Source organism: Pseudomonas sp. CVAP#3 (assembly GCF_018986375.1).
Taxonomy (GTDB): domain Bacteria; phylum Pseudomonadota; class Gammaproteobacteria; order Pseudomonadales; family Pseudomonadaceae; genus Aquipseudomonas; species Aquipseudomonas helvetica.
Genome location: NZ_JAHMSC010000003.1, coordinates 38,357 through 63,888, shown reverse-complemented (window position 1 = coordinate 63,888; position 25,532 = coordinate 38,357). Strand labels below are relative to the sequence as shown.

Sequence of the window (25,532 nt, the reverse complement as noted above, 5' to 3'; positions counted from 1 at the left end):
GATAATGAATATGCCCGTTCGTGTATCGAAAAAAGCCGCACCACATGTTGTGCCGGCGCAACCTGTCGAGCAACCGAAAACCGCGATCTCGGCTCTGTGGCGGCCGGCGCTGGTGCAAGCCTTCGTCAAGCTCGACCCACGGCAGTTGAAGCGCTCGCCGGTGATGCTGGTGGTCGAACTGACCGCGATCCTCACCACCGTGTTGTGCGTGATTCCAGATCCGGCTGTGCCGACTTTTGTGGCGGCACAAATCGCCCTGTGGCTGTGGTTCACCGTGTTGTTCGCGAACTTCGCCGAAGCCCTGGCTGAAGGTCGCGGCAAGGCCCGTGCCGACAGCCTCAAGGCCGGCAGCGAAGGCTTGAGCGCTCGGCGTAAGAAAGCCGATGGCAGCTTTCAGGTAGTGCCAGCGGTCAGCCTGCGCAAAGGCGATGTGGTTCGCGTCGAAGCCGGCGAGATGATTCCCGGTGACGGCGAGGTGATTGAGGGTATTGCCGCGGTCAACGAAGCGGCGATTACCGGTGAGTCCGCGCCAGTGATTCGCGAGTCCGGTGGTGATCGTTCGGCGGTCACCGGCAACACTCGACTGGTGTCCGACTGGTTGCTGGTACGTATTACTGCGAACCCTGGTGAGTCAACGCTGGATCGCATGATTGCACTGGTTGAAGGTGCCAAACGCCAGAAAACCCCGAACGAAGTGGCGCTGGATATTCTGCTGATCGGCCTGACCATGATCTTCCTGGTGGTGGTCGTGACCTTGCAGCCGTTCGCCCACTTCGCCAACGGCAACCTGCCGCTGGTGTTCCTGGTGGCGCTGTTGGTAACGCTGATCCCAACCACCATTGGCGGTTTGTTGTCGGCCATCGGTATCGCCGGCATGGACCGTCTGGTGCGGCTGAACGTGATCGCCAAATCCGGTCGTGCGGTAGAAGCGGCGGGCGACGTGCATGTGTTGCTGCTGGACAAGACCGGCACCATCACCTTCGGTAACCGTCGTTGCACCGCGATTTATGCAGCACCCGGCGTCAGCGCCAAGGAGCTGGCCGAAGGTGCGCTGTTCGCTTCGCTGGCTGACGACACGGCCGAAGGCAAGTCGATCGTCGAGTACCTGCGTGGACTTCATCCACAGGCTGAACCGTCCGCCGAGGTGCTGACGGTTGTACCGTTCAGTGCCGAAACCCGCTTGTCCGGCGTTGACTATCAGGGCCGCGTCTACCGTAAAGGTGCGGTGGATTCGGTGTTGGCCTTCGTTGGCCTGACTCGTGCCGAGATACTGCCGGCGATGTCCCGGGAAATCGACAAGATTGCCCAAAGCGGTGGTACTCCGCTGCTGGTGTGTGCCGAGGGCAAGCTGCTCGGTGCGATCCACCTCAAGGATGTGGTCAAGCCGGGTATTCGTGAGCGTTTCGCCGAGCTGCGCAAGCTGGGGATTCGCACCGTCATGGTGACCGGCGATAACCCGCTGACCGCGGCGGCGATTGCCGCTGAAGCCGGTGTCGATGACGTGTTGGCCGAAGCGACGCCGGAGAAAAAACTCGCCCGCATTCGTCACGAGCAGAACGACGGGCGTCTGGTCGCCATGTGCGGTGATGGTGCCAACGATGCGCCGGCGCTGGCTCAGGCTGACGTCGGCATGGCAATGAACGACGGGACACAGGCAGCGCGCGAAGCGGCGAACATGGTCGACCTCGACAGCGATCCGACCAAGCTGCTGGACGTGGTGCAGATCGGTAAAGAGTTGCTGGTGACGCGCGGCGCGTTGACGACGTTTTCCATCGCCAACGACGTGGCCAAGTACTTCGCCATCCTGCCGGCGCTGTTTGCCTCGATCTATCCGCAACTGGGCGTGCTGAACATCATGCACCTGAGCAGTCCGCAGAGCGCGATTCTCTCGGCCATCGTCTTCAACGCCTTGATCATCGTCGGACTGATCCCGTTGGCCCTGCGCGGAGTACGCGTCCAGGCCGCGAGCGCTGCACACCTGCTGCGCCGCAACCTGTTGATCTACGGCGTGGGCGGCATCGTGGTGCCGTTCGTGGGCATCAAGCTGATCGACATGCTGCTGACCGCTTTGCATTTGGTCTGATGATGGGGCTGGGGAGCGGGCTTTTGTGGCGAGGGAGCTTGCTCCCGCTGGGCTGCGAAGCGGCCCCACCCCGGGCCATCGTGTTTATTCAGGCACACCGCATGTACCGCGTTTACGACTGCTGCGCAGCCGAACGGGAGCAAGCTCCCTCGCCACAGGTGATGTGGGTGCCTTTTCTGTCATGAATATTCTCCGATTCGAGGGTTTTGAAATGTCTTCTATGATCCGTCCGGCCTTGAGCCTGTTGGTCCTGATGACCCTGATCACCGGCGTCGCTTATCCACTGGTGGTGACCGGTGTCGCCCAGGTGGCGTTCCCTGATCAGGCCAATGGCAGCCTGGTGCGTGACGCCGATGGCAAGGTGCGCGGCTCGTCCTTGATCGCCCAGGACTTTGCCGGTGATGCGTGGTTCCATCCACGGCCATCGGCGGGCGCATTTGCTACCGTATCGAGCAGTGCGAGTAACCTGGCACCGAGCAATCCGGCACTCGCGACCCGGGTGATTGACGATGCCAACAAACTGCTGGTGCCAGGCCAGGGGCCGGTGCCCTTGGCGTTGTTGACCACCTCTGGCAGCGGCCTCGATCCACACTTGCCTCCGGCGGCAATTGCCTATCAACTGTCGCGGGTTGCGGCGGCGCGCAATCTGCCGATATCGACGGTCGAGCAGTTGATGAATGCACACATCGAGCAGCCGCTGGTAGGACCGCCGGTAGTGAATGTGCTGGAATTGAACATCGCGCTGGAAAAGCTGTAGAAACACAAGATCAATCTGAAAAAAGAGACCCCAATGAGCGACTCCGGCCGCGCCGACGCACTGTTAGCAGATTTACCCCGCGATGGTCGTGGCCGGCTCAAGGTTTTTCTCGGCGCCGCTCCTGGCGTCGGTAAAACCTACGCCATGTTGCAAGCCGCCCACACCCAGCTGCGCCAAGGCGTGAAAGTCATCGCCGGGGTGGTGGAAACCCATGGTCGGGCGGAAACCGAAGCGCTGCTCGGCGGTTTGCCGCAGCAGCCGTTGGTGCGCTCGGAATACCGTGGCGTGATGCTTGAGGAAATGGACCTCGATGGCCTGCTCAAGGCCAAGCCAAAACTGGTGCTGGTCGATGAACTGGCTCACAGCAATGCCCCCGGCAGCCGCCACGCCAAGCGCTGGCAGGATATCCAGGAGTTGTTGTCAGCAGGCATCGACGTGTTCACCACGGTCAACGTCCAGCATCTGGAAAGTCTTAACGATCAAGTGCGCGGGATCACCGGCGTACAAGTGCGCGAGACCCTGCCTGACTGGGTGCTGCAAGAAGCCTACGAATTGCTGTTGATCGACCTGCCGCCGCGCGAGCTGCTCGAGCGGCTGCGTGATGGCAAGGTTTATGTGCCGGAGCAAGCGCGAGCGGCGATCGATGCGTTCTTCACCCAAACCAACCTCACGGCACTGCGCGAACTGGCGATGCAAACCGCGGCGGCGCAAGTCGATGATGACCTGAGTCGCGGCTATCGACAGTTGGGTCAGGCGGCGCCGGCCGTGCGCGGTCGCTTGCTGGTGGGCGTCGATGGCGACGCCCAGGCCGAGCGTTTGGTACGGCATGCCAGTCGGGTTGCGCAGCGTCGGCATTTGCCGTGGAGTCTGGTGCATGTGGACAACGGCTGTGTGCGCGACGAGCAATCGCGTTTGCGCCTGCAAAGCGCTCAGCAATTGGCTGAACGGCTGGGCGGCGAAGTGGTGCTGCTGCGCGCTGGCGAAGTAGCGAAAACCCTGATTCAACACGCCACCGAACGCCGTGCCAGCCTGCTGCTGGTCGGTCAGTCGCGTCAGCGTTGGCGTCGTCGACTGTTCGGCGGCGGCTTGGCCTCACGCTTGTTGCGCAATGCCCGAGGGCTGGAAATCAACGTCCTCGACAGCGATGAACAACAGCATCAACCGCGTCAGCGTTCGGTGCATTCGTTGGTCTGGTTCGACTATGCGCTGGCACTGTTGGCGACGGTGCTGGCCAGCGCTTTAGCGTGGGCGGTGTCGAGTATTTTGCCGCTGCCGAATATCTCGCTGGTGTTCCTCGCGGCGGTGTTGCTGGTGGCGGTACGCAGCAGCCTCGGGCCGGCGCTGGCGTGTGCGGCGTTGTCATTTCTGACCTACGATTTCCTGTTCATTCCGCCGACCTTCTCCTTTGCGATTCAGCGTGAGGAAGACGTGTTGACGCTGCTGTTTTTCCTGCTGATGGCTGCGCTCACCGGCAACCTCGCGGCGCGTCAGCGGCGACAGTTGGAAGCCTTGCGCGACACGCAGCAAGAGACCAGCGAACTGCTCGACCTGTCGCGAAAACTCACCGCCGCCACCGACCGGCAAGCGGTGATCAGCGCGGCGGCGACGCATCTGGTCGGCTGGAACGATCTGCAATTGTGTCTGGTTAACCGTGACGGGCAGGGCGGCTGGAAGGTCGAAACCGGTGGCCCGCTGCAGTTTTCCGAAGCCGAGCGCGCTGCCGCCGACTGGGCCTGGCAGCACGATCAACCGGCCGGCATGGGCACTGGCACGTTACCGTTCGGTCGCTGGTGGTGGTGGCCGTTGTCAGTCGACGATGGGCCGTTGGGCTTGCTCGGCGTTTGCCCGAAAGAGGGTCAGCAGCTCAGTGGTCAGCGGCGACGCTTACTGACGGCGTTAAGTCAGCCGCTGGCTCAAGCGCTGGCCCGTGCGCAGTTGGCCGACGACCTTGAGGCGGCACGTTTGCACGGTGAAACCGAGCAATTGCGCAGTGCTTTGCTGGCGTCGGTGTCCCATGATTTGCGCACACCGCTGACGTCCATGCGCGGCAGCATCGACAGCTTGCTGGCGCTGGGCGAGGCAATCCCGCTGGAGGATCGTCGTGAGTTGCTGGAAGGTACCCGCGATGAAGCCGAACGGCTCGACCGCTACATTCAGAACCTGCTGGACATGACGCGCCTGGGCCACGGCGCGCTGAAGCTGGCACGCGATTGGGTGTCGCCGGCGGATATCGTCGGCAGTTCGCTCAGCCGTTTGCGCGCAGTGCTGGCGCCGTTGCAGGTGAGCACCGATGTGCCGGGCGAGTTGCCGTTGCTCTATGTGCATGCAGCATTGATCGAGCAGGCACTGGTGAATGTGCTGGAAAACGCCGCACGCTTTTCACCGGCTCATGGCCGTTTGCAGCTGAGTGCCGGCGCCAATGACAGCGAGCTGTTTTTTTCTGTGAGTGACGAGGGCCCGGGCATTCCCGAGGAGGAACGCGCGAAGATCTTCGACATGTTCTACACCGCCGCCCGTGGTGATCGGGGCGGGCAGGGCACCGGGCTGGGTCTGGCGATCTGCCAGGGCATGGTCGGCGCCCATGGCGGGCGGATCAGCGTCGCCGATGGTATCGGTGGGCGCGGCACCTGCATCACCATTCATTTGCCATTGCAGGAGCAGCCGGGGTTTGAAAGTGAAGCCTGACGCTGCCTGCGCTACTCTCTCGCCACTTACTTTGCCTGATTTGAAACCATGAGCCAGACCACGACCATTTTGGTCATTGACGATGAACCGCAGATCCGCAAATTCCTGCGCATCAGCCTGGCCTCCCAGGGCTACAAAGTGCTTGAAGCCGGTACCGGCACCGAGGGCCTGGCCCAGGCTGCGCTGAACAAGCCGGATTTGCTGGTGCTCGACCTCGGCCTGCCCGACATGGACGGCCAGCAAGTGCTGCGCGAATTCCGTGAATGGTCGACAGTGCCGGTGCTGGTCCTGTCAGTGCGCGCCAGCGAAGGGCAGAAAGTCGAGGCGCTGGATGGCGGCGCCAACGACTACGTGACCAAGCCGTTTGGCATTCAGGAGTTTCTGGCGCGGATCCGCGCCTTGTTGCGGCAGGCTCCAGCGGGTGAAGCCCAGGAAGCGGCGCTCAAGTTCGGCCCGTTGACGGTCGATCTGGCGTACCGGCGGGTATTGCTGGACGGTGCCGAAGTGGCACTGACCCGCAAGGAGTACTCGGTGCTGGCGCAACTGGCGCGCCACGCCGGGCGGGTCATCACCCAGCAGCAGTTACTCAAGGACATCTGGGGGCCGACCCACACCGAAGACAGCCATTACTTACGGATTGTGGTCGGCCATCTGCGTCAGAAACTGGCGGATGACCCGACCCGGCCGAGGTTTATCCTGACCGAGGCAGGGGTAGGGTATCGGCTATTGAACGAAGCAGGCCTGTAGTTGATTGTTCCCACGCGCAGCAAAGGAATTCATCCCGTGACGCTCTGCGTCACAGCGGACGCAGAGCGTCCGTGGCGGCATTCCCACGCGGAGCATGGGAACGAGAAGGGGGGTCAATCGCGCTCATTCTCATACCGATCCAGCGTATCCCGGGCAATCTCCCGTCCCAGCGCGATCAGCTCCGGCGCCTTGTAGAACTCGAAAAACCGGCAAACCCGCTTAGGCACGTTGATCAGGATGTCCGGTGGATAACCGGCGATCTTGTATTGCGCCAACGACGTTTGCATCACTTCGAAGCTTTGGTTGATCAAGTCCAGCAACGAGGCTGGGCCAACGTTGTCGATGATAAATGAGCCCGTGGCCGATTTCGGCGCCCCGTCGCCTTCCGGGGCGGCAGCGGGTTGTTGCGCTTCGGGCTCGGCGGATTCGATCCAGGGGTTGATTTCGGCGGCTTCACTGCGCAGTGCTTCCTGTTCCAGAAGCAGCAATTGTTCGGCCTGTTTGCGGCGGAACGGCAGGCGTGAACCGAGCGAGTTGAGCAGATTGTCGAAGCGGCTTTTGAACGCGGCGGGACGCTGGATCACCGGCAACTGATAGTGCCGCTGGTTGGTCGCGTTGAGGTTGACCGCAATGATCAGGTCGCAATGGCTCGAGACCACTGGAACAATCGGCAGAGGATTGAGCAGGCCGCCGTCGACCAGCATGCGATTGCCTTGCATGACCGGTGTGAACAGGCTGGGGATCGCCGCCGAGGCGCGCATCGCCTGGTGCAGGCAGCCTTCCTGGAACCAGATTTCCTGCTGGTTGGTCAGGTCGGTGGCGACGGCGGTGTAGGGGATGCGCAGGTCTTCGATGTTGATCTCGCCGACAATCTTGCGGATCTGCCCGAAGACTTTCTCGCCGCGTATCGCCCCAAGACGAAAGCTCACGTCCACCAGGCGCAGTACATCAAGGTAATCCAGGCTCTCGATCCAGTCGCGGTAATCGTTGAGTTTGCCGGCGGCGTAGATACCGCCGACCACCGCGCCCATGGAGCAACCGGCGATACAGGCGATGTCATAACCGCGCCTTTCGATTTCCTGGATAACTCCGATATGGGCATAGCCTCGGGCGCCACCTGAGCCCAGCACCAATGCGACACGCTTTTTCATGACTCGCCCCTTCATCAAACAGGCTTCAACAATGCACCCATTGAGGGGCGTGCTTCAATCATGCTGATTCCGAGACGCCGTTACCGTCGTTTTTTCGATACTCAATAACGGCACATGGGTATTCTCGCGAGCGCTATAGTTTCCATGGGTGGACCAAGGCACTTTTTGCAGCATTGGCCGTCTTACCTGCACGATTGTTTTTTATACCTTGAGGAATCATTGATGAAAGCCTGGATCTGTCTGCCATTGATCGCGTTGGTGCTTGCCGGTTGCGCAGGAAAATCTGCTTACCGCGACAGTTGCGGTAGTCAACTGGATGCCGCCTGGCAGGAGCTGGACATTGCCAAGGCCGAAGGTTTCGCTGGTACCGTGAGTTACTCCAAGGCGCTTTCGCTGCTGACCGGGGCCAAGACCCAGCAGCAGTTCGAGGCCTATGAGGGCTGCACTAAAAAAGCCGAGAAGGCACGCTTCTATATTCGCGAATCCCGCGCAGGGCGTTGAATTCACAATGATCTGACGCAATGTCGGCACCCGGTTTTACCGCCAGCATGAGCGTAAACTTGCGATCTGATGCTGGTTGTCGACTTGGGAGAGAGCGATGTCTGCGTTGGTGAATCGGTTGGTGGCCAAGGTGGTGGAGCTGGAAGTGCGTATGCTGGCGTGCCAGGCACGCTTGAATGCCAGCACCGACTCTGAAGCGCTGCATGACTTGCGCACAACGGTTCGCCGTTTGCGCAGCCTGCTGCGGCCATTGCGCGGTTTGCCCGGTGTCGAACAACTCGAAGCGGCAGCGGCGAGTGTCGGAAGCCTGACCACGCCGCTGCGCGACCGAGAAGTGCTGGCGGCGTACTTGCTGGCTCACGGTCAAGCAGACGCAGCCAAGCGCCGAATGGTGCAAATGGCGCAGGCCTATCCGGCTGTGGCCGACAGCCCGGAATTTGCGCAGCTATTGATGATTCTCGATGCATTTCCACGCTTTTTACGCGCCTCCCAACGTCAAGGCTTGCTCAAGGGGTTGCGTACGCGCATCGAGAAACGCCTGGCCAAACAATGGAAAGCGCTGGATGTGGCCCTGCACGATCCCGCGCATGACCGCCATCGCCTGCGGCTGTTGATCAAACGCGTGCGCTATGCGATCGAAGCCTACCCGGAACTGGATCGCTTGCCCAAAGCTGCCATGCCACGTCTCAAATCGGCACAGGAAGCGCTCGGCGATTGGCACGATTGCTGGCAATGGTTGGCCCGTGCCGAGCATGAGCCCGACTTGCTGCCTTGCGTGGCCGTCTGGCGAACAACCATGACCAAGGCTGAAGGTCGCGCCGATCGGGTGCTCGACAAACTCATATCGGCTTGCTTCAAAGCCTGACGCGGATTGCCTTTCGTCGCCGTTGGCGGCCTATCTGTCAGCCTCTTTGGCCGGAATAGGTGCTGTACAGGCGCTGCTGGCTGGTTAAGATCCTTCGATCCTTTCCCAGCCTTGAGGTTTCCATGCGTTTTTCCGATTTGCTCGACGCCGTGCGCAGTTCGCCGCATGAGCTGACTATTCCGGCGGAATGGGCCCAGGGCCGCGCCAGTTTCGGCGGTCTGGTCGCCGCGTTGCAGTACGAAGCCATGCGCGCGAAAGTCCCGGCGGATCGCCCGGTGCGTTCATTGGCGATCACCTTTGTCGGCCCGGTCGAACCCGGTGTGCCCGTGAGTTTTGAGGTGGACGTGCTGCGCGAAGGCAAAGCGGTCAGCCAGGTGCTGGGGCGAGCCGTGCAGAACGGCCAGGTGGTGACTCTGGTTCAGGGCAGCTTTGGCGCTTCGCGTCCTTCCGAAGTCGAGGTGGTGGCTGCGCCTGCACCCGAGATGAAACACTGGGACGATTGCCAGGAATTGCCCTACATCAAAGGCGTGACGCCCGAGTTCATGCGCCATCTGGCGATGCGTTGGAGTGTCGGCGGTTTGCCGTTCACCGGTAATAAATCCCGGGAGATGGGCGGCTGGGTTCGCTTGCGTGGCGACGTCAAGGAAGAGCCGGTCACCGAGGCGCACATTCTGGCGTTGGTGGATGCCTGGCCTCCGGCATTGTTGCCACACCTGAAGAAACCGGCGGCGGGCAGCACCCTGACCTGGACCATCGAATTCGTTCAGCCGTTGCTGGCGTTGAGCACGTTGGACTGGTGCAAATATCTCGTGGAAATCGAACATGCCCGTGACGGATATGGCCACGCCGCCGCAGCGCTGTGGAGCGCTGAAGGGCAATTGATTGCGTTGAGCCGGCAAACGGTGACTATTTTCGCGTAAGACTTTTAGCGGTGATGGCGTTTACGCCAGGCGCGCCACCAGCCACCGCTGAGGACAAAGCGTGGGAACGTCAGGAATTGCTCGACCAGCAAGCGCGACACCGTATCTTTGCGATCACTGAACGGCTCGGAGGCTTGCGCCTCCAGGCTGTGACCGTGGCGTTGCAAGCCAAGTGCGGCGAGCAGGCCGACGACTCCAATGGCGACGTTCAGAAAACTCAGGCTGAACACCCCGGAAACGATCAGTAGAAACGCCACGATAAACAGCGGTACAGCAATCAGGTGCAACACCAGATTGGTCGGGTGCTGGTGGTTTTGCGGGTATGCACGCCATTGCCAGGCGGGAAGGTTGGGGTGACGTTTGCCCATGTGGGTAATCCTCGATCCGTGTTGAACACATGATTGAAGGATAGGTGGGGCGGCGGTCGTCGGCGAATCAAGGCTGGCTATCGGCGCGATAGGTTGTGATGGGCAAAAAGATCGCAGCCTGCGGCAGCTCCTACAGAAGAACGCGATCAGCGTAGGAGCTGCCGCAGGCTGCGATCTTTTGACATTAGAGCTTCAGCTGCCCGATCGCCTTGCTCAACTCACCGGCCAGCGTCGCCAGTTCATTGCTGGTGGTGGCCGAATCCACGGTCTGCTGCACGGTGTTCACGGTGACATCGCGGATGCTCACCACCGCGCGGTTCATCTCTTCTGCGACCTGACTCTGCTGTTCCGCCGCCACGGCAATCTGGGTGTTGCTTTCGCGCATCTGCGCTACTGCGCCGGTGATCTCTGCCAGTGCGGCGCCAGCTTCTTGAGCCTGCTGCACACAGTCATCGGCCTTGAACGAGCTTTCCTGCATGAAGTCCACCGCATCCCGTGTCCCGGCTTGCAGCGCCGAGATCATGCTGGTGATTTCATCAGTAGAGGTCTGCACACGCTTGGCCAGATTGCGCACTTCATCGGCGACCACCGCAAAGCCCCGGCCCATCTCCCCGGCGCGTGCGGCTTCGATGGCGGCGTTCAGGGCCAGCAGGTTGGTTTGCTCGGCGATGCTGTGAATCACACTGACCACGCCGTTGATTTTCTGGCTGTCTTCGGCGAGACGCTGAATCATCTCGGCGGTTTGCTGCACCCCGCTGGAGAGTCCGGCGATGGACTGTTGTACCCGGATGACCACTTCCTGGCCACTGCCAGCGAGGGTATCGGCGGTTTGCGAGAGGTCGCGAGTGGCGCCGGCATGTTGGGCGATGTGATAGACCGTGGCCGACATCTCATTGATCGCGGTGGCGGCCTGATCGGTTTCGCTTTGTTGGCCGAGCATGCCGTGGCGTACCTCGTTCATGCTGGAGGCCAGACGCGCCGCGCCGACATCCAGTTGGCGGGCAGTATTGGCCACGGTGTTGACCACGCGCTGGTAGCCGGCCTGCATGGCGTTGAAGGCGCTGGCCATCTGGCCCACCTCATCGGTGCAAGACAGCGGTACGCGAGCCGACAGGTCGCCGGTTTTTTCGACGTGGAGCATCACATCCTTGAGGGTGTTGAGCTGGGCGAGCAGAAAACGAATCAACAGTTGCGAGGCACCGAGCATCGCCAGCATCAGGATGAATACGGCTGCCGCGTAGTTGGCGAATCGTTCGCCGAACACCTGGCTCAGGCTCGGGCCATAGGCCAGAACGGCGATGTGCTCGCCGTTGGCACGCGATAGCACCTCGGCACCGATCAATGGGCTCTCACCCAACAGCGGCATGTCATTGATGTCGACCCAGCCGTTGGCGTTGTTCAACTCGGGCAATGGCTGTTGGTTCAGCAGGGGGATCTGGCCTTTGCCGAAGCTCAGGAAATGCTCGGCTTCAGGCAAGGCCTGACCGACCGGCCAGCTGTTGATCAGCCGCGCTTGAGCGACGGCCGACTGCTGTGAAGCCTGGCTGCGCGCTTGTTGCTCCAACTGCACGGCATACAGCACCAGCAGCAGGGTGGTGACGAAGGCGACCGCGTTGACCGCCCAGAATTTGTATTTCAGCGAAATGTTGCTAAGCCAGGCACCCATGGAGGTCTTCTCTGATAGCGGAAACAGTATTGGCAAGGTGCCAGCATTGTGCCGCTACTCAGCGAAGGGCTTTTTGATGTGGATCAATGATGATTCTGGTGTAGCGGGTTCAATCAACCGACGGCAACCCGAAAAACGCTCGCGCACACGCGGTGCTGTGAGCCGCTACGTCTTCCAGGCTTTCGCCACGATGCAAGGCCACTTCTCGCAGCACTTCGGTCAGATACGCCGGTTCATTGCGCCCGTTCTTGGGCTTGGGGCGCAAGCTGCGGGGCAACAGGTACGGCGCGTCGCTTTCGAGCATCAAGCGCCCAGGCGCAATCTCGCGGACCAGCGGGTGCAAGTGAGTGCCGCGGCGTTCGTCACAGATCCAGCCGGTGATGCCGATATGCAGGTCGAGGTCCAGGTAGCTGAACAGCGCCCGCTTCTCGCCGGTAAAGCAATGCACCACGGCGGCCGGTAGCTGGTCGCGGTAGTCGCGCAGGATTTCCAGCAGGCGCTGGCTGGCATCGCGTTCATGGAGGAAGACCGGCAGTTGCAGTTCGACGGCCATTGCCAGGTGCTCTTCGAGCACTTTTTCCTGTTGCGGACGCGGTGAGAAGTCACGATTGAAATCCAGCCCGCATTCGCCGACCGCCCGCACGTTTGGCTCCTTGAGCAAACTGCGCAAGCGCTGAGCGCTGTCGGCATTCCAGTCACTGGCCGAATGCGGGTGGATACCGGCGGTGGAGAACAACCGCTGGCCGGTTTCGTCCAGTTGCTGGCACAACTCCTGGGCCTGTTCACTGCCTTCGACACTGGTGCCGGTGAGCACTAATTGGCAGACGCCAGCGGCATACGCGCGGTCGAGTACCGCCTGGTGCTTGTCGGCGAAACTGGGGTTGGTCAGGTTGACGCCGATATCGATGAGTTGCATGGTGTGACCCTAGCCTTTGGCCGGAAAGCATACCAGAGCTGTAGATTTATAATAAAAACCAAGAACTACAAAGAGTTAAAGCTGTCTTTTGATGCCGGAAGAGAGCTTCGACGAGCCAGATGGCCGTCGCGGCTGCGCTCTTTCGCACTCTGCCAGCGCTCCAGGCGCTCTGTTTCTGTCGACCCACGGCTCGAAATATCGAGACGTTGGACAGTATTCTTTCCGGAGAACGGATGACACGACTCCAGGTTTTGCTAGTGCTGTGCTTGTCGATGCTGCTGCCAATGCCGGCCGTTGCGCGGTTGGCGGGTCCCTTGGAAGCCGTTCAGTCGGGCAAGGTCCGCGATCTGGTGGAAATCCGCGGCAGCCGCGTGCTGCGGGTGCTGGTCAATCAGAGCCGCAACAGCTCCGGCGAGGTCCAGGGCCAGACCATCGGCGTTGAATACCATCGCCTGCGAGCCTTCGAACAGTACCTCAATGGCCATGCCCGTGACGGCCAGGAAATCTCCCTCAAGATCATCCCCAAAGCCAAGGATCAACTGCTCGGCGCGTTACAGCGTGGCGAGGGTGACCTGGTAGCACCGGGGGAGTTGCTCGATGCGCAGTCCGCACACACGGTCAGTACCAGCGAGCCGATAGGTGCAAACGTGCCGTTGCTGCTGGTGGGAATCAAGGGCGAGCGCCGCTATACCCGGCTTGAACAACTTTCCGGTAAAACCCTGGCGCTGCCCGCCGGTAGCACGGCCGGTGAGGCAATCAACCAGATCAATCAGAAGCTGGCGCTGAACAAGCAGCCACCGGTCAAGGTCGAATGGGTCGACCCGAGCCTGGCGGTCGAAGACGTGCTGGAGATGGTGCAGGGCGGGATTTTCCACCTGACCATCGTCGAGCAACCGATTGCCGAGCGCTGGGGCAAGATCCTGCCCAAGCTGCGTTTCGATCGTCAGGTGGTCATCAGCGAGCCGGGCAAGGAGTACTGGTTCGTCCGTCGTGACGCATCGATGTTGCGAGCGAGCATCGATCGCTTCCTGCAAACCTATAAAACCCCGTCCGATGAGGATGTGGCTTTCCTGCGTATTTACCGACGCCTGTATCAGGTTCACTACCCGCTGGACCGCGCCGACCGCCAACGTCTTGAGAAGCTGCGCCCGGTCTTGCAAAAGCACGCCCGAGAACAGGGCATGGACTGGTTGAACCTGGCGGCGCTGGCGTTCAAGGAATCGGCGCTTGAGCCAAGCGCCCGCAGCGGCAGTGGCCCGACCGGGTTGATGCAAATTACCCCGTCGGCGGCGCAGCGGGTCGGGGTCAATAACATTCAGTCCGTGGACAGCAATGTGCAGGCCGGGGCCAAGTACCTGGCACTGATCCGTCGCAAGTTTTTCGCCAGCCCCAAGCTCAATGAGCGTGAGCGCATGGCTTTCGTTCTGGCGGCCTACAACCTTGGGCCGGAACGTGTTCAGGGGATGCGTGCCGAGGCCCGGCGCCGCGGCTTGAACCCCAATCAGTGGTTTTTCCAGGTCGAGCGCATTGCTATGGAGCAGGTGGGAATGGGTCCTGTCAGCTATGTTAATAGTGTGAATAAATACTTTTTGGCATATGACCGGGAGCGGGAGTCATTGGAGCCTCAAGGTCAGAAAGTTGTCTCACGCAAATGATCGACTAAACTGATTGTTATGGCGGGTTTTTTGCGCTTTTAACATTATGTTTACTGATTAATATAGCGGTCAACCAACACACACTTACACTGGATGACATAGCATGAGCACACTGATCAACAAGGTACTGTCCACCCGCGCTGGCTACGGTCTGACCGTTCTGCGGATCTTCGTCGGCATCATCTTCGCTGCCCACGGCTCACAGAAACTCTTCGGCCTGTTCGGCGGTTATGGTATTGCCGGCACCGCGCAGTACATGGAAAGCATCGGCCTGGCACCGGGTCACCTGATGGCAATCCTGGCCGGTGGTACCGAGTTCTTCGCCGGTCTGGCGCTGATCATTGGCCTGCTGGTACGCCCGGCTGCGCTGGGGCTGACCTTCCTCTCGCTGGTCGCCATTCTATCGGTGCACATCCACAACGGTCTGTTCATGGCCAACAACGGTTATGAATTCGCTCTGGCCTTGCTCGGCGGTAGCATCGCCGTACTGATCGAAGGCGCAGGCAAGTTGTCGGTAGATCGTGCCATCACCGGCTGACCGCTCTGACTCAACGAAAAGCCCCGCATTGTGCGCAATGCGGGGCTTTTTTTTGTTGCACGAGATTCTTGACACTGTCCTGTCGGCTTCTCTAGGATGCTTGCCATGCGCCGATTTAAACAGCTACTTGCGGGGCGCCAGGTAACTCATCCAGTTACCGATAGAAGCTTGAAACAGGCTTCGAAATACCGCTAAAGCGCTGGTTCGGTGTTGCCTCTCACCTGCCATGCAGACTTTTGAGGCAGAGACACGACACGATGAATGCACTACGCCCCCCAGTACGTCCTGCGCCGATCACGGCACACCCGACCCAGCGCAATCCAAAAATCCTCCTTGGCGGTAATCATCAGCCGACGCTGCTGCGTTATCTCGATGGCTGGCCACGTCGTACCGGCGGCCCGGCAGCGTTCCTGATCCAGTTTGTCGAAGACGGCGAATCGCTGGCGCGTTTTGCCAGCGACAGCTTCGATCTGGCGGTGATCCAGTCACCCAGCGCCGAAGACGCGGCCGAAGTGATCAGGCAACTGACGCGCGTTGCTCGCCAGGGATTGATTGCCCGCCGCTAGGGATAGTCGATTGCGACGATGTATACGAACTGCTCGCCAGTAGGCGTCTGCACCTGGACTTCGGCATCCAGCGCTTTGCCGATCAAGGCCCGCGCCAGCGGTGAGTCGATGCTGATCAGGCCTAGCTTGAGATCAAGTTCATCCGGGCCGACGATGCGATAGCGCGACTCTTTGCCGTGTTCATCTTCGATGGTCACCCAGGCCCCGAAGTAGACCTTGTTCGGATCACTGGGTTTTTCGCTGACAACCTTGAGCGCTTCCAGCCGCTTGGTGAGAAACCGCACGCGGCTGTCGATCTCGCGCAGCATTTTTTTGCCGTAGGTGTACTCGGCGTTTTCAGAGCGGTCGCCCTGCGCAGCAGCCTCGCTGACGGATTGGGTCACCTGGGGGCGGCGTACATGCCAGAGCTCATGGAACTCGGCACGCATCCGCGCTTCGCCCTCGGGCGTGATGAGGGCGGTGCCGGCGGTGCGAGGAGGGCGGTAGCGGCTCATTGCAGTTTCTTTTGGTCAGGAGGCATCAAGTTTATCAACCCTCGCGCAAGACTGTCAGTGGGCTGGCATTCAGCGCCCGACGAGTACCGAACACGCCCGCACCGCCGATCAGCAATGCGCCAATCACCGGCAGCCACAGCAGCCACGGATGCGGATGCCAGGCAAGGTCGAACGCATAGCGGTAAAGGACCAGGCTTACCAGCTCCGAGCCCAGCGCCGCGAGCAAACCGCTGACTGCGCCGAGCAAACCGAACTCGATCCGCCGCGCCTTGACCAGCAACTGCCGTTCGGCACCCAGCGCACGTAGCAATGCACCTTGGCGAATGCGCTCATCGAGTGTCGCCTGCAAGCCGGAAAACAGCACTGCCATGCCGGCCGCCAGCACGAACAACAACACGTACTCGACCGCCAGCGTGACTTGCTCAAGGATGCTGCGCAGCTGCGCCAGCAAGGCTTCGACCTGCAGAATGGTTACCGCCGGGAACGCTCGCGCCAGGTCGATAATCTGTTGATCGTGACCTGCCGCCAGGTAAAAACTGGTCAGGTAAGTAGCCGGCAGGTCTTTCAAGGTGCCGGGCTGGAAGATCATGAAGAAGTTCGGCTGGAAGTTGTCCCAGTTGATCTTGCGCAAGCTGGTGACCTGCACCTCGCGGTTGACCCCGCCGATGCTGAAAACCAGATGATCGCCGAGCTTGAGCTTCAGGCTCTCGGCCACTTTGCCTTCCACCGAAACACCGGGTACATCGCCTGTCGGCTGCGCAGACCACCAGCTACCAGCCGTGATGCTGTTGCCGGCGGGCAGATCGGCAGCCCAGGTCAGGCTCAGATCGCGCTGGATGGCTCGATCACCTTCGGTGTCCTTGCTGACGATGCCTTGCACCGGTTCTCCGTTGATGCTGATCAGCCGTCCCGGCACCACTGGATACAGTGGCGCCGATTGTGCGGAGAGTTCGATCAGCCGATCAGTGAAGGCCTGTTTGTCGGCGGGCAAAATATTCAGTGCGAAGTAGTTGGGGGCGTTTTTTGGCAACTGGTTTTGCCAGGTGTCCAGCAACTCACCGCGCAGCAGGGCGATCAGCGCCATCGACAACAAAATCAAGCCGAAGGCCAGCGATTGTCCCGCTGCCGCCAATGGGTGACGCAGCAATTGGCCCAGACCCAGCCGCCACGGCAAGGATGCACGGGCCAGCAGGCGCCGCAGGCTGTTGAGTACCAGCAGCAACAGGCCACCGAGGACTAGCGCAGCGATGACACCGCCGCCGAGCAGGGCGAAGGTCAGCAGCAGGTCCAGGCTCAAGCGCCACATGATCAGCCCCAAGGCTGCCAGTGCGGTGCCATAGACCATCCAGGTGCTTGAAGGGATCGGCAGGATGTCGCGGCGCAGTACCCGCAGCGGTGGCACGCGACCCAGTGCGGCCAGTGGCGGCAGGGCGAAGCCGGCGAGGGCGACCAGTCCGGTGCCGATCCCGGCAACGGCCGGCAGCAGTCCTCCCGGCGGTACATCGGAGGGCAGCAACTCACCGAGCAAAGCGAACAACCCCAACTGCGCGAGCCAGCCGAGGAAGGCGCCGCTGAGGCTGGCCAGCAGGCCGAGTACAGTCAGTTGTACGCTGAACAGCAGCAGGGTTTCCCGACGCGATAAACCCAGGCAGCGCAGCAGCGCGCTGGCGTCGAAGCGGCGGGTGGCGAATCGGGTGGCCGAGAGCGCCACGGCAACGCCGGACAACAGCACGGCGACCAGGCTGGCCATGTTCAAGTAACGTTCGGCTTTGCCCAGCGCACCGCCGATTTGCCGGTTGCCGTCGCGGGCGTCCTGCAGGCGCTGGTTGGCGGCCAGCCCCGGTTTGATCAGCTCTCGATAGGTTTCCAGGGCCGGTGCCGTGCCGCGCCAGAGTTCGTGGTAACTGACCCGGCTGCCGGGCTGGACCACACCGGTGGCCACCAGGTCGGCGAGATTGATCATCACCCGGGGCGTGAGGCTGTAGAAATTGCCGGCACGGTCCGGTTCATAGGTCAGCACGCGAGTCAGGTGCAGGGTTTTCATGCCGACATCGATGGTGTCACCGACCTTCAGGTTCAGTGCCGTCAGCAGGCGCGCTTCGGCCCAGGCTTCGCCCGGTTTCGGACTTCCACCGGCCTCTTCGGGAGCGAACGGCGCGGGCGCGCTTTTCAGTTGGCCGCGTAATGGATAGATCCCGTCGACCGCTTTGATGCTCGACAGCTGAATGCCGTTGTCGGTGGCGATGACGCTGGAAAACTCCACCACTTGCGCGTGTTGCAGCCCCAGCTCCTTGCCGGATTGTATTTGTTCCGGGCGCGCGGGCGAGCTGCCTTCCAGCAGCATATCCGCACCCAGAAACTCGGTGGCGCGCAGCAGCATGGCGCCGTTCAGACGTGCGCCGAAGTAGCCGATGGCGGTACTCGCCGCCACGGCGACCAATAGGGCGAAGAACAACACCCGCAGTTCTCCGGCGCGGGCATCGCGCAGCAATTGGCGAATGGCGAGACTGAACAGGCGCAACAGCGGCAAACGTGCCATCAAGGCTCCAGAGGGGCGACGACCAACAGGCCGGCTTCAAGGCGGATCAAACGGTGGCAGCGGTGTGCCAGGCGTTCGTCGTGGGTCACCAGGACCAACGTCGTGCCGCTTTCTTTATTGAGTTCAAAGAGCAGATCGCTGATGTGCTCGCCGGTGTGCGTGTCGAGGTTGCCGGTGGGTTCATCGGCAAACAGCACATCGGGTTCGGCGGCAAATGCCCGGGCGATTGCCACGCGCTGCTGTTCGCCACCGGAGAGCTGACGCGGCGAATGGCTCAGGCGTTGGCCCAGACCAACGCGGCGCAGCAGTTCGGTGGCGCGTTCGCGGGCGTCTTTGCGGCCGTCCAGTTCGAGCGGCAACATGACGTTTTCCAGGGCGTTGAGGCTGTCGAGCAACTGGAACGACTGGAACACGAAGCCGACGTGCTCGGCGCGTATCCGCGCGCGCTGGTCTTCATCCAGATTGCTCAGGGCTTGCCCGGCAAGGGTGACTTCGCCGCTGCTGGGCAGGTCGAGACCCGCCAGCAAACCCAGCAGGGTGGATTTGCCGGAACCGGAACTGCCGACGATGGCCAAACTGTCGCCCTTGTTCAGTTCCAGGCTGAGTTCGTGCAGGATGGTCAGTTCACCTTCCGCGCTGGGAACCACTTTGCTAAGGTTCCGCGCAGTGAGAATGCTTGCGCCCATGGAGAGTCCGATGCGTGTGTGGTTTTTGAGTGCTGGCCTGGCCTTGATGTGCATGGCCCAGAACGCAGCGGCGGGTACAGTCCTGATCGTTGGCGATAGTATCAGCGCAGCTTTCGGCCTGGATACCCGGCAAGGGTGGGTGTCGTTGCTCGAGCAGCGGCTCAAGCACGAAGGTTTCACCGAGACGGTGGTCAATGCGTCCATCAGTGGCGACACCAGTGCCGGCGGCCAGGCACGCCTGCCGGCGTTGCTTGTGGAGCATAAGCCTGAGGTGGTGATTCTCGAGTTGGGGGGCAACGACGGGCTGCGCGGATTGCTGCCAACGCAATTGCAACAAAATCTTGCGTCGATGATCGACAACGCCAGGGCCAGCGGTGCCAGGGTGCTGTTGCTGGGTATGCAATTGCCACCCAATTATGGGGTGCGCTACACCGAGGCGTTCGCGAAGGTCTACAGCGATCTGGCCGAGGAGAAAAAAGTCCCGCTGGTGCCGTTTTTTCTTCAGGGAATCGGCGGGAATCCCGAGCTGATGCAGGCCGATGGCATTCATCCGGCGGTCGCGGCGCAGGGCAAGTTGCTGGAAAATGTCTGGCCTACGCTAAAACCGCTGTTATGACGCTTTTCTAGCGGCAGTCTTTCGGCTAATGTGGCGCCCCCTGATTTGGAGCCCCCGATGCCGCGTCCTGCCTGGTCCCTGTTTGCCTACCAACTGATCGAGCCTGACGAACAGCTGGATCTGTTCGCCTGCCAGGAAGTCCGGGTGCATCTGGTGACGCGTCAACTGGAGTTGGGCGGCTCGGCCGACCGTACCCTGTGCGGCACTTTGCTGCCGGCGCAGCCGCGCTGGTCGAGTGTCGACCGGACGGTGTTTCAGGACCAGCGACTGTGCTCGCTGTGCCGGGCGATCCTGGAATCGCAAAAGCGCGGTACATCGCCGATCTGGCCCGAGTTGCGCTTCGAGCTGTAAAGCCCTCAAAGGGCAGTCCATCGACCCGGCTCCCCGAATTCGGGGGCTTCGGTGTACAATCTTGCCCCCATACCCTCTGTTGATCATACGAAGGATGTTCCGGATGTTGCCGCGCTTTCCTGCCGTCACCCGCTACTTGTCTCTTGCCGCCTTGTGTGTAGCGGGTCCCGTTGCAGCATTGGAGCTGCCTTTACCGCCGCCGGGCGAAGATATCGTCGGTCAGGTGCAAACGGTCAAAGCCAAGTACGAAGACACCTTTGCCGATCTGGGCACCACCTACGATCTGGGCTACCTGGAAATGGTCGCCGCCAACCCGGGCGTCGATCCGTGGTTGCCGGGTGCTGGTACCGAAGTCGTACTGCCAACACGCTTCATCCTGCCACCAGGCCCGCGTGAAGGCATCGTGATCAACCTGGCCGAGTATCGCCTCTACTACTACCCCAAAGGCCGGAACGTGGTGTACACCTTCCCGCTGGGGATTGGTCGTGAAGGCTGGGGCTCACCCATCGCCCACACCAGCATCACTGCCAAAACACCGAACCCGACCTGGACCCCTCCAGCCTCGATCAAGGCCGAACACGCCGCCGATGGCGATCCGCTGCCAAACGTCGTGCCGGCCGGCCCGGACAACCCTCTGGGGCCGTTCAAGTTCACGTTGGGCACGCCGGGCTACCTGATTCACGGTTCGAACAAGAAGTTCGGTATTGGTATGCGTACCAGCCATGGCTGCTTCCGCATGTTCAACAACAATGTGCTGGAAATGGCCGGCATGGTGCCGGTGGGAACGTCGGTGCGGATCCTCAACGACCCGTACAAGTTCGGCATGAGTGGCGGCAAGGTTTACCTGGAAGCGCATACGCCGCTGGACGACACTGGCAACCCGTCGGTGGTCGACAAGCACACCGCGGTGATCAATGCTTTGCTCAAGCGTGAAGACCTGGCCAAGAGCCTGCGCATGAACTGGGATGTGGTGCGCGACGTGGTCGCCGCTGAAGATGGCATGCCGGTGGAAATCGCTGTACCGAATACCTCCGCGCCTGTGGCGTCGGCTGTACCGATCGATCTGCAGTAAGCGCTTCAAACGACCCGCCGGGGCCTCACAGCGTCGGCGGGTTTTTTATTGCCCTCGGCAAAATCGGGGCAATAAAAAAGCCGACCCAAAAAATGGATCGGCTTGATAACAGTCCCGAGGGACTATTACTTGCGGCTAGCTTTGTCCAGCATGCGCAGAGCACGCTCGTTAGCTTCGTCAGCAGTCTGTTGTGCTTTTTGAGCAGCAGCCAGAGCTTCATCAGCTTTACGGTAGGCTTCGTCTGCACGAGCCTGGGAGCGAGCTGCTGCGTCTTCAGTAGCAGTCAGACGTGCTTCGGTTTCTTTCGATACGCTGCTGCAACCGGTAGCCAGAACTGCGGCCAGAGCCAGAGCAGAGAATTTCAGAACGTTGTTCATCGTGTTCCCCTTCAAGGACTTTCTATTAAGTAGCTGTCTCCTCAGAGTGAGGAAATAGCCGGCATACATACTACCCATTACTTGTAGTAAGTAAACTGACGTAGCGCAAGAAGCAAAAAAAATTGTAGGCGCGGAATCTTTTTCGAGCAACTTTTAATCGTGTTGTATAAAAATTAGTCAGCTGGGAAGCCCGCCCCGAGCGACCTGCTTGTATAGCTGACAGACGAACATGACTGTTTCACGCTCTAGAGCCCAAGTCGCTCTATATCGATTCGTCTACACTTTTGTTCAGAATTTGCGGAGCGGCTCACGCCTCTTTGTGCATGTAGAGGTGACTTTAACAAGCCCGGTTCGTCTTAAGTCTCAACATCCGGCAATGTTCAGGCTATCGACCAGGAGAGATGTTCGGTCGAGCCGCCACTACGTGCCCTGCGCTGAACCGACGCAATCGACATGATGACAAGTGCGCCTTGAGCATTTCAGCCTTTGGTGACTACTATTCGAAATGTGTCCGGTTGCGCGAGATGGCTGCAGTTCCTCTCGGTGTCCAAACAGACACGGGGTGGCGTAGAGGTTCCTTCGCCGGGAAAACATCGGTAAGGTAGGGGTCAGTTCAAGACCCGCGAGGAGTAGTGATGAGCGAGGCGTTGTCCATCCACCATGACCAGGCTGGTCATCAGTTCGAGACCAATGTGGACGGTCATCGTGCCTACCTGACCTATATGGATCTGGGGAAACAGACCTTGGATATCTATCGTACTTTCGTGCCCAACGCGCTGCGTGGTCGCGGTATTGCGGCGGCGTTGACCGAACAGGCGCTGCAGTACGCCGAGGAAATGGGCTACACAGTCATTCCGTCGTGTTCCTACGTGGAGCGCTACATGGAACGTCACCAGCGGCATGCGGCCAAGCTCTGAGCAGGATCACCGAATAAAAAAACGCCGGGCTTAGCCCGGCGTTTTTGTGTGCGCTGAATGCAGTCAGGTGCGCTGACGTTTCGGCAGCACATCCTTGAGCTTGGCATGCATGCTGCGCAAGGTGTTTTCGGTAGCTGTCCAATCGATGCAGGCGTCGGTGATCGACACGCCGTATTGCAACTCGGCGAGATCTTTCGGAATCGCCTGGCAACCCCAGTTCAAATGGCTTTCGACCATCAGGCCGATGATCGACTGGTTGCCTTCGAGGATCTGGTTGGCCACGTTCTCCATCACCAGCGGTTGTAGCGCCGGGTCCTTGTTGGAGTTGGCGTGGCTGCAGTCGACCATGATGTTCGGCTTGATCTTCGCCTTGTTCAGCGCTTGCTCGCAGAGTGCCACGCTGACCGAATCGTAGTTCGGCTTGCCGTTGCCGCCGCGCAGTACTACGTGACCGTAGGCATTGCCCTTGGTGGTGACGATCGACACGCCACCTTCCTGGTTGATCCCCAGGAAGCGGTGCGGGCTGGAAACCGATTGCAGGGCGTTGATGGCAACCGTCAGGCCACCGTCGGTGCCGTTCTTGAAGCCGACTGCCGAGGAAAGGCCCGAAGCCATTTCACGGTGCGTCTGGGATTCGGTGGTGCGTGCGCCAATCGCCGACCAGCTGATCAGGTCCTGCAGGTACTGTGGCGAGATCGGGTCAAGGGCTTCGGTCGCCGTCGGCAGGCCCATTTCGGCCAGGTCCAGCAGCAACTGACGACCAATGTGCAAGCCATCCTGAATCTTGAACGAGTCATCCAGGTACGGGTCGTTGATCAGGCCTTTCCAGCCGACAGTGGTACGAGGCTTCTCGAAATAGACCCGCATGACCAGATACAGGGTATCGGACACTTCAGCGGCGAGTACCTTGAGGCGCTCGGCATATTCGTGTGCAGCCTTGATGTCGTGGATCGAGCAAGGCCCGATGACGACGAACAGGCGGTGGTCGGTGCCATCCAGGATATTGCGAATGACTTCGCGGCCCTTGGTCACGGTGCGCAGGGCAGCATCGCTCAGGGGGATATCACGCTTGAGCTGGTCAGGAGTGATCAGCGTCTCGTTGGAGGCGACGTTTAGGTCATTGATCGGTAAATCAGCCATCGTGTTACTCGTCAGGTCACGGGTGCCGGCCGCCAGCGATCCCCGCGCGGCGGAGCACAGCATGATTTAAGCGCAGCGGGGAGCCGAACCTTAGCGCGTTACGCGGTGGCTCGACAATGGGCAGGCGCGGGTTTATCCAGCGTTTACTGCGCAAAGGCCTGTCGAACGGTCTCGTGAGAGTACTCGGTGGCATGCTGGTCGAGCCATTTGAGGGCCAGCGCATCGACGCCTTGCTGTTCAACCTGGGGCTTTTGCTGACGGCAAAAACGTTCGATCTGACAGACCTGCTCGCCCATCCGCGCTTTAAACAGGGTCTGTTCGTCAATGAACGCGATGCCGACCAGATAACCGTGCTTTCGTCGCAGGCACCAGGCCACATAGCCCAGATAACAGACATTTTCGCTCAGGGTCGGCATTCGCACTTCCAGTGCCGTTCCTTTGCGCCAGGCGCGGTGGTAATTGCAAGCCACGCCTCCGAGACTGATAGTGTGCAGTTCTTGCCGAGAAATACACAGTTGCTTGCGCAACGTTAACTCGACAGGCACATCGTCAGGATGAGGAATAAAGCGCCCCATGAACACAGACTCCAAGTGTCGGTCATTCGACAGTGCTTCTCCCAGTATAGTGGTCGAATGCGAGTTGACCGATTTCGATGCCGACCAGCGGCTGTTGGCGATGAGTGGTGTGTCGCTGGTGGTTTTCACCAGCGTCGGCTGTTCCAGTTGCCGCTGGGCCCGTCAGCAGTTACCGGAGCTTGACCTTGAAGTCGATCAGCTGTGCTGGATCGATGCGGGGAACAACGGTGGCGTGGTAGAGCGTTATCAGGTCTTTCATTTGCCCGCGCTGTTTGTCGTGCGCGATGGCGAGTTTTATGGGGCGCTACAGTCGCGCCTGGCCCGCACCGAACTGAATGCTGCGCTGGGGCAGGCGCTGAGTCGAAATCCAGAGGAGTTGCCATGACGGGCACTGCAGTTGAAAAGCCGAGAATCGGCATTATCGGCACCGGAGCAATCGGTGGCTTTTACGGCGTGATGCTGGCGCGGGCCGGGTTCGATGTGCACTTTCTGTTGCGCAGCGAGTTTTCAGCGGTCGCCGAACGCGGCCTGCAACTCAACAGCGCGCCCTATGGCGCGTTGACCTTGAATCCGGTTCAGGCGTATTCGTCGGCCGACGATATGCCGCTGTGCGACTGGTTGCTGGTCGGCGCGAAAACCACCAGCAACGCCGAGCTTGCACCGGCGATCATCAAGGCCGCGGCGCCGGGGGCGAAGGTCCTGTTGCTGCAAAATGGCCTGGATGTCGAAGACAGCCTGCGCGATCTGTTACCCGACTCACTGCACTTGTTGGGTGGATTGTGCTTTATCTGCGTGCATCGCTCGGGTCCCGGAGTGATCGAACATCAGGCACTCGGTGCGGTGAACGTGGGTTATCACAGTGGACCGGCGCTTGATGACGAGGCGGCGCGTCAGGCAATTATCGAGCAGGGGGCAGGGCTGTTTCGTACCGCCGGTCTTGAATCGCAGGCGATGGCTAACCTTCAGCAGGCGCGCTGGCAAAAACTGGTCTGGAATGTTCCTTACAACGGTTTATCGGTCTTGCTCGGCGCGAGCACGACACCGCTGATGGCTGACGACAGCAGCCGCGAACTGGTTCAGGCGTTGATGGCCGAAGTGGTGAAGGGCGCACTTGCCTGTGGCCACAGCATGCCGCCGGGGTATGCCGAGCACCTGTTCAAGGTCACCGAAAAAATGCCCGACTACTGGCCGAGCATGTACCACGACTACCAGCATAAACGGCCACTGGAACTGGCAGCGATTTATGCGCGGCCATTGGCAGCCGCCAAGGCCGCCGGTTGCGAGTTGCCGAAAATCGAGGCCTTGTATCAGGCCCTGGGTTTTGTCGATCGGCATAACGGTTAAGTC

At 60.5% G+C, this 25,532-nt stretch carries 26 protein-coding genes; 16 read left to right on the top strand and 10 right to left on the bottom strand.

The genetic code is table 11. The annotated features are described in order from the left end of the window. Nucleotides 1–4: 4 nt before the first annotated feature. The 4 genes from kdpB (at nucleotide 5) to KRR23_RS06415 (ending at nucleotide 6,272) form a co-directional block, all read left to right on the top strand. Nucleotides 5–2,083 (top strand): potassium-transporting ATPase subunit KdpB, encoded by a 2,079-nt coding sequence (kdpB, locus tag KRR23_RS06430; protein ID WP_216741826.1) that lies wholly within the window; start codon nucleotides 5–7, stop codon nucleotides 2,081–2,083. Between the two features lie 211 nt (nucleotides 2,084–2,294). After that, a complete protein-coding gene (kdpC, locus tag KRR23_RS06425) occupies nucleotides 2,295–2,840 on the top strand; it encodes a potassium-transporting ATPase subunit KdpC (protein WP_054598272.1) in 546 nt (181 codons plus the stop codon). A gap of 33 nt (nucleotides 2,841–2,873) precedes the next feature. Next, entirely contained in the window at nucleotides 2,874–5,525 is a 2,652-nt protein-coding gene (locus KRR23_RS06420; RefSeq protein ID WP_216741825.1) for a sensor histidine kinase KdpD, read from the top strand. 48 nt (nucleotides 5,526–5,573) lie between these two features. Further along, on the top strand, nucleotides 5,574–6,272 hold the full coding sequence (locus KRR23_RS06415) for a response regulator (protein WP_019692950.1): 699 nt from the start codon (nucleotides 5,574–5,576) through the stop codon (nucleotides 6,270–6,272). A gap of 113 nt (nucleotides 6,273–6,385) precedes the next feature. Here KRR23_RS06415 and KRR23_RS06410 read toward each other — a convergent pair whose 3' ends face one another. Next, nucleotides 6,386–7,423, bottom strand: coding sequence for a patatin-like phospholipase family protein (locus tag KRR23_RS06410; RefSeq protein ID WP_145016981.1), 1,038 nt, complete (start codon nucleotides 7,421–7,423; stop codon nucleotides 6,386–6,388). Between the two features lie 222 nt (nucleotides 7,424–7,645). Between KRR23_RS06410 and KRR23_RS06405 the strand changes: the two genes are divergently transcribed. The 3 genes from KRR23_RS06405 (at nucleotide 7,646) to KRR23_RS06395 (ending at nucleotide 9,709) form a co-directional block, all read left to right on the top strand. Continuing rightward, complete coding sequence (locus KRR23_RS06405; RefSeq protein ID WP_054596327.1) at nucleotides 7,646–7,924, top strand: hypothetical protein; 279 nt, start codon at nucleotides 7,646–7,648, stop codon at nucleotides 7,922–7,924. Nucleotides 7,925–8,021: 97 nt separating this feature from the next. Beyond that, a complete protein-coding gene (locus KRR23_RS06400) occupies nucleotides 8,022–8,789 on the top strand; it encodes a CHAD domain-containing protein (protein ID WP_216741824.1) in 768 nt (255 codons plus the stop codon). Between the two features lie 122 nt (nucleotides 8,790–8,911). Next, nucleotides 8,912–9,709, top strand: a complete 798-nt coding sequence (locus KRR23_RS06395) for an acyl-CoA thioesterase II (RefSeq protein ID WP_216741823.1) — start codon at nucleotides 8,912–8,914, stop codon at nucleotides 9,707–9,709. A gap of 5 nt (nucleotides 9,710–9,714) precedes the next feature. Here the strand turns inward: KRR23_RS06395 and KRR23_RS06390 are convergent, their stop codons facing one another. From KRR23_RS06390 to KRR23_RS06380, 3 genes are all read right to left on the bottom strand, one after another. Continuing rightward, nucleotides 9,715–10,077, bottom strand: a complete 363-nt coding sequence (locus KRR23_RS06390; RefSeq protein ID WP_216741822.1) for an Mpo1-like protein — start codon at nucleotides 10,075–10,077, stop codon at nucleotides 9,715–9,717. A 184-nt stretch (nucleotides 10,078–10,261) separates the two neighbouring features. Continuing rightward, nucleotides 10,262–11,743, bottom strand: a complete 1,482-nt coding sequence (locus KRR23_RS06385) for a methyl-accepting chemotaxis protein (protein ID WP_216741821.1) — start codon at nucleotides 11,741–11,743, stop codon at nucleotides 10,262–10,264. A gap of 109 nt (nucleotides 11,744–11,852) precedes the next feature. Continuing rightward, on the bottom strand, nucleotides 11,853–12,659 hold the full coding sequence (locus tag KRR23_RS06380) for a TatD family hydrolase (protein WP_216741820.1): 807 nt from the start codon (nucleotides 12,657–12,659) through the stop codon (nucleotides 11,853–11,855). A 233-nt stretch (nucleotides 12,660–12,892) separates the two neighbouring features. Between KRR23_RS06380 and KRR23_RS06375 the strand changes: the two genes are divergently transcribed. The 3 genes from KRR23_RS06375 (at nucleotide 12,893) to KRR23_RS06365 (ending at nucleotide 15,418) form a co-directional block, all read left to right on the top strand. Continuing rightward, nucleotides 12,893–14,314 carry a transglycosylase SLT domain-containing protein gene (locus KRR23_RS06375; protein WP_216741819.1) on the top strand — a complete coding sequence of 474 codons (1,422 nt, stop codon included), beginning with the start codon at nucleotides 12,893–12,895 and terminating at the stop codon, nucleotides 14,312–14,314. Nucleotides 14,315–14,417: 103 nt separating this feature from the next. Beyond that, complete coding sequence (locus KRR23_RS06370; RefSeq protein WP_216741818.1) at nucleotides 14,418–14,852, top strand: DoxX family protein; 435 nt, start codon at nucleotides 14,418–14,420, stop codon at nucleotides 14,850–14,852. Between the two features lie 257 nt (nucleotides 14,853–15,109). Beyond that, a complete protein-coding gene (locus KRR23_RS06365; RefSeq protein WP_216741817.1) occupies nucleotides 15,110–15,418 on the top strand; it encodes a class I SAM-dependent methyltransferase in 309 nt (102 codons plus the stop codon). On the opposite strand, the gene greB is transcribed toward KRR23_RS06365, so the two are convergent. Genes greB through KRR23_RS06350 form a run of 3 tightly spaced genes read right to left on the bottom strand, consistent with a single transcriptional unit; the run spans nucleotide 15,415 to nucleotide 19,137 of the window. Further along, complete coding sequence (gene greB / locus KRR23_RS06360; RefSeq protein WP_054596336.1) at nucleotides 15,415–15,912, bottom strand: transcription elongation factor GreB; 498 nt, start codon at nucleotides 15,910–15,912, stop codon at nucleotides 15,415–15,417. The two genes, KRR23_RS06365 and greB, sit on opposite strands and share 4 nt — an antisense overlap. A gap of 34 nt (nucleotides 15,913–15,946) precedes the next feature. Next, the gene (locus KRR23_RS06355; protein WP_216741816.1) at nucleotides 15,947–18,451 is read right to left on the bottom strand and encodes an ABC transporter permease; all 2,505 of its coding nucleotides are present in this window, start codon (nucleotides 18,449–18,451) and stop codon (nucleotides 15,947–15,949) included. Further along, complete coding sequence (locus KRR23_RS06350; RefSeq protein ID WP_054596338.1) at nucleotides 18,451–19,137, bottom strand: ABC transporter ATP-binding protein; 687 nt, start codon at nucleotides 19,135–19,137, stop codon at nucleotides 18,451–18,453. Before KRR23_RS06350 ends, KRR23_RS06355 begins: the two co-directional genes overlap by 1 nt. A gap of 10 nt (nucleotides 19,138–19,147) precedes the next feature. Here KRR23_RS06350 and KRR23_RS06345 point away from each other — a divergent pair, with 10 nt between their 5' ends. The 3 genes from KRR23_RS06345 (at nucleotide 19,148) to KRR23_RS06335 (ending at nucleotide 21,176) form a co-directional block, all read left to right on the top strand. Next, on the top strand, nucleotides 19,148–19,753 hold the full coding sequence (locus KRR23_RS06345) for an arylesterase (RefSeq protein ID WP_054596339.1): 606 nt from the start codon (nucleotides 19,148–19,150) through the stop codon (nucleotides 19,751–19,753). Nucleotides 19,754–19,810: 57 nt separating this feature from the next. After that, entirely contained in the window at nucleotides 19,811–20,104 is a 294-nt protein-coding gene (locus KRR23_RS06340; RefSeq protein ID WP_019692935.1) for a hypothetical protein, read from the top strand. A 103-nt stretch (nucleotides 20,105–20,207) separates the two neighbouring features. After that, a complete protein-coding gene (locus tag KRR23_RS06335; RefSeq protein WP_216741815.1) occupies nucleotides 20,208–21,176 on the top strand; it encodes a L,D-transpeptidase family protein in 969 nt (322 codons plus the stop codon). 125 nt (nucleotides 21,177–21,301) lie between these two features. Here the strand turns inward: KRR23_RS06335 and oprI are convergent, their stop codons facing one another. Beyond that, on the bottom strand, nucleotides 21,302–21,553 hold the full coding sequence (gene oprI, locus KRR23_RS06330; protein ID WP_002553018.1) for an outer membrane lipoprotei OprI: 252 nt from the start codon (nucleotides 21,551–21,553) through the stop codon (nucleotides 21,302–21,304). Nucleotides 21,554–22,188: 635 nt separating this feature from the next. On the opposite strand from oprI, the gene KRR23_RS06325 reads away from it, so the two are divergent. Then, complete coding sequence (locus KRR23_RS06325) at nucleotides 22,189–22,470, top strand: GNAT family N-acetyltransferase (protein WP_019692933.1); 282 nt, start codon at nucleotides 22,189–22,191, stop codon at nucleotides 22,468–22,470. A gap of 63 nt (nucleotides 22,471–22,533) precedes the next feature. Here the strand turns inward: KRR23_RS06325 and KRR23_RS06320 are convergent, their stop codons facing one another. Continuing rightward, a complete protein-coding gene (locus KRR23_RS06320) occupies nucleotides 22,534–23,610 on the bottom strand; it encodes a 3-deoxy-7-phosphoheptulonate synthase (protein ID WP_054596341.1) in 1,077 nt (358 codons plus the stop codon). 143 nt (nucleotides 23,611–23,753) lie between these two features. After that, nucleotides 23,754–24,185: a PilZ domain-containing protein gene (locus KRR23_RS06315; RefSeq protein ID WP_216741814.1), complete on the bottom strand. Its 432-nt coding sequence runs from the start codon at nucleotides 24,183–24,185 to the stop codon at nucleotides 23,754–23,756. Here KRR23_RS06315 and KRR23_RS06310 point away from each other — a divergent pair. Further along, nucleotides 24,184–24,570 carry a co-chaperone YbbN gene (locus KRR23_RS06310; RefSeq protein WP_216741813.1) on the top strand — a complete coding sequence of 129 codons (387 nt, stop codon included), beginning with the start codon at nucleotides 24,184–24,186 and terminating at the stop codon, nucleotides 24,568–24,570. The genes KRR23_RS06315 and KRR23_RS06310 overlap by 2 nt on opposite strands. Continuing rightward, nucleotides 24,567–25,529: a putative 2-dehydropantoate 2-reductase gene (locus KRR23_RS06305; protein ID WP_216741812.1), complete on the top strand. Its 963-nt coding sequence runs from the start codon at nucleotides 24,567–24,569 to the stop codon at nucleotides 25,527–25,529. Before KRR23_RS06310 ends, KRR23_RS06305 begins: the two co-directional genes overlap by 4 nt. Nucleotides 25,530–25,532: the final 3 nt, after the last annotated feature.

Bases quoted from the DNA above. Each gene is read 5' to 3' on its own strand.
- kdpC (WP_054598272.1), top strand. From the start codon at position 2,295: ATGTCTTCTATGATCCGTCCGGCCTTGAGCCTGTTGGTCCTGATGACC.
- KRR23_RS06305 (WP_216741812.1), top strand. From the start codon at position 24,567: ATGACGGGCACTGCAGTTGAAAAGCCGAGAATCGGCATTATCGGCACC.
- KRR23_RS06375 (WP_216741819.1), top strand. From the start codon at position 12,893: ATGACACGACTCCAGGTTTTGCTAGTGCTGTGCTTGTCGATGCTGCTG.
- KRR23_RS06410 (WP_145016981.1), bottom strand. From the start codon at position 7,423: ATGAAAAAGCGTGTCGCATTGGTGCTGGGCTCAGGTGGCGCCCGAGGC.
- KRR23_RS06405 (WP_054596327.1), top strand. From the start codon at position 7,646: ATGAAAGCCTGGATCTGTCTGCCATTGATCGCGTTGGTGCTTGCCGGT.
- KRR23_RS06380 (WP_216741820.1), bottom strand. From the start codon at position 12,659: ATGCAACTCATCGATATCGGCGTCAACCTGACCAACCCCAGTTTCGCC.
- oprI (WP_002553018.1), bottom strand. From the start codon at position 21,553: ATGAACAACGTTCTGAAATTCTCTGCTCTGGCTCTGGCCGCAGTTCTG.
- KRR23_RS06365 (WP_216741817.1), top strand. From the start codon at position 15,110: ATGAATGCACTACGCCCCCCAGTACGTCCTGCGCCGATCACGGCACAC.
- KRR23_RS06350 (WP_054596338.1), bottom strand. From the start codon at position 19,137: ATGGGCGCAAGCATTCTCACTGCGCGGAACCTTAGCAAAGTGGTTCCC.
- KRR23_RS06325 (WP_019692933.1), top strand. From the start codon at position 22,189: ATGAGCGAGGCGTTGTCCATCCACCATGACCAGGCTGGTCATCAGTTC.
- KRR23_RS06345 (WP_054596339.1), top strand. From the start codon at position 19,148: ATGCGTGTGTGGTTTTTGAGTGCTGGCCTGGCCTTGATGTGCATGGCC.
- KRR23_RS06315 (WP_216741814.1), bottom strand. From the start codon at position 24,185: ATGGGGCGCTTTATTCCTCATCCTGACGATGTGCCTGTCGAGTTAACG.
- KRR23_RS06335 (WP_216741815.1), top strand. From the start codon at position 20,208: ATGTTGCCGCGCTTTCCTGCCGTCACCCGCTACTTGTCTCTTGCCGCC.
- KRR23_RS06420 (WP_216741825.1), top strand. From the start codon at position 2,874: ATGAGCGACTCCGGCCGCGCCGACGCACTGTTAGCAGATTTACCCCGC.
- KRR23_RS06390 (WP_216741822.1), bottom strand. From the start codon at position 10,077: ATGGGCAAACGTCACCCCAACCTTCCCGCCTGGCAATGGCGTGCATAC.
- KRR23_RS06310 (WP_216741813.1), top strand. From the start codon at position 24,184: ATGAACACAGACTCCAAGTGTCGGTCATTCGACAGTGCTTCTCCCAGT.
- KRR23_RS06385 (WP_216741821.1), bottom strand. From the start codon at position 11,743: ATGGGTGCCTGGCTTAGCAACATTTCGCTGAAATACAAATTCTGGGCG.
- KRR23_RS06355 (WP_216741816.1), bottom strand. From the start codon at position 18,451: ATGGCACGTTTGCCGCTGTTGCGCCTGTTCAGTCTCGCCATTCGCCAA.
- KRR23_RS06400 (WP_216741824.1), top strand. From the start codon at position 8,022: ATGTCTGCGTTGGTGAATCGGTTGGTGGCCAAGGTGGTGGAGCTGGAA.
- kdpB (WP_216741826.1), top strand. From the start codon at position 5: ATGAATATGCCCGTTCGTGTATCGAAAAAAGCCGCACCACATGTTGTG.
- KRR23_RS06370 (WP_216741818.1), top strand. From the start codon at position 14,418: ATGAGCACACTGATCAACAAGGTACTGTCCACCCGCGCTGGCTACGGT.
- KRR23_RS06415 (WP_019692950.1), top strand. From the start codon at position 5,574: ATGAGCCAGACCACGACCATTTTGGTCATTGACGATGAACCGCAGATC.
- KRR23_RS06395 (WP_216741823.1), top strand. From the start codon at position 8,912: ATGCGTTTTTCCGATTTGCTCGACGCCGTGCGCAGTTCGCCGCATGAG.
- greB (WP_054596336.1), bottom strand. From the start codon at position 15,912: ATGAGCCGCTACCGCCCTCCTCGCACCGCCGGCACCGCCCTCATCACG.
- KRR23_RS06340 (WP_019692935.1), top strand. From the start codon at position 19,811: ATGCCGCGTCCTGCCTGGTCCCTGTTTGCCTACCAACTGATCGAGCCT.
- KRR23_RS06320 (WP_054596341.1), bottom strand. From the start codon at position 23,610: ATGGCTGATTTACCGATCAATGACCTAAACGTCGCCTCCAACGAGACG.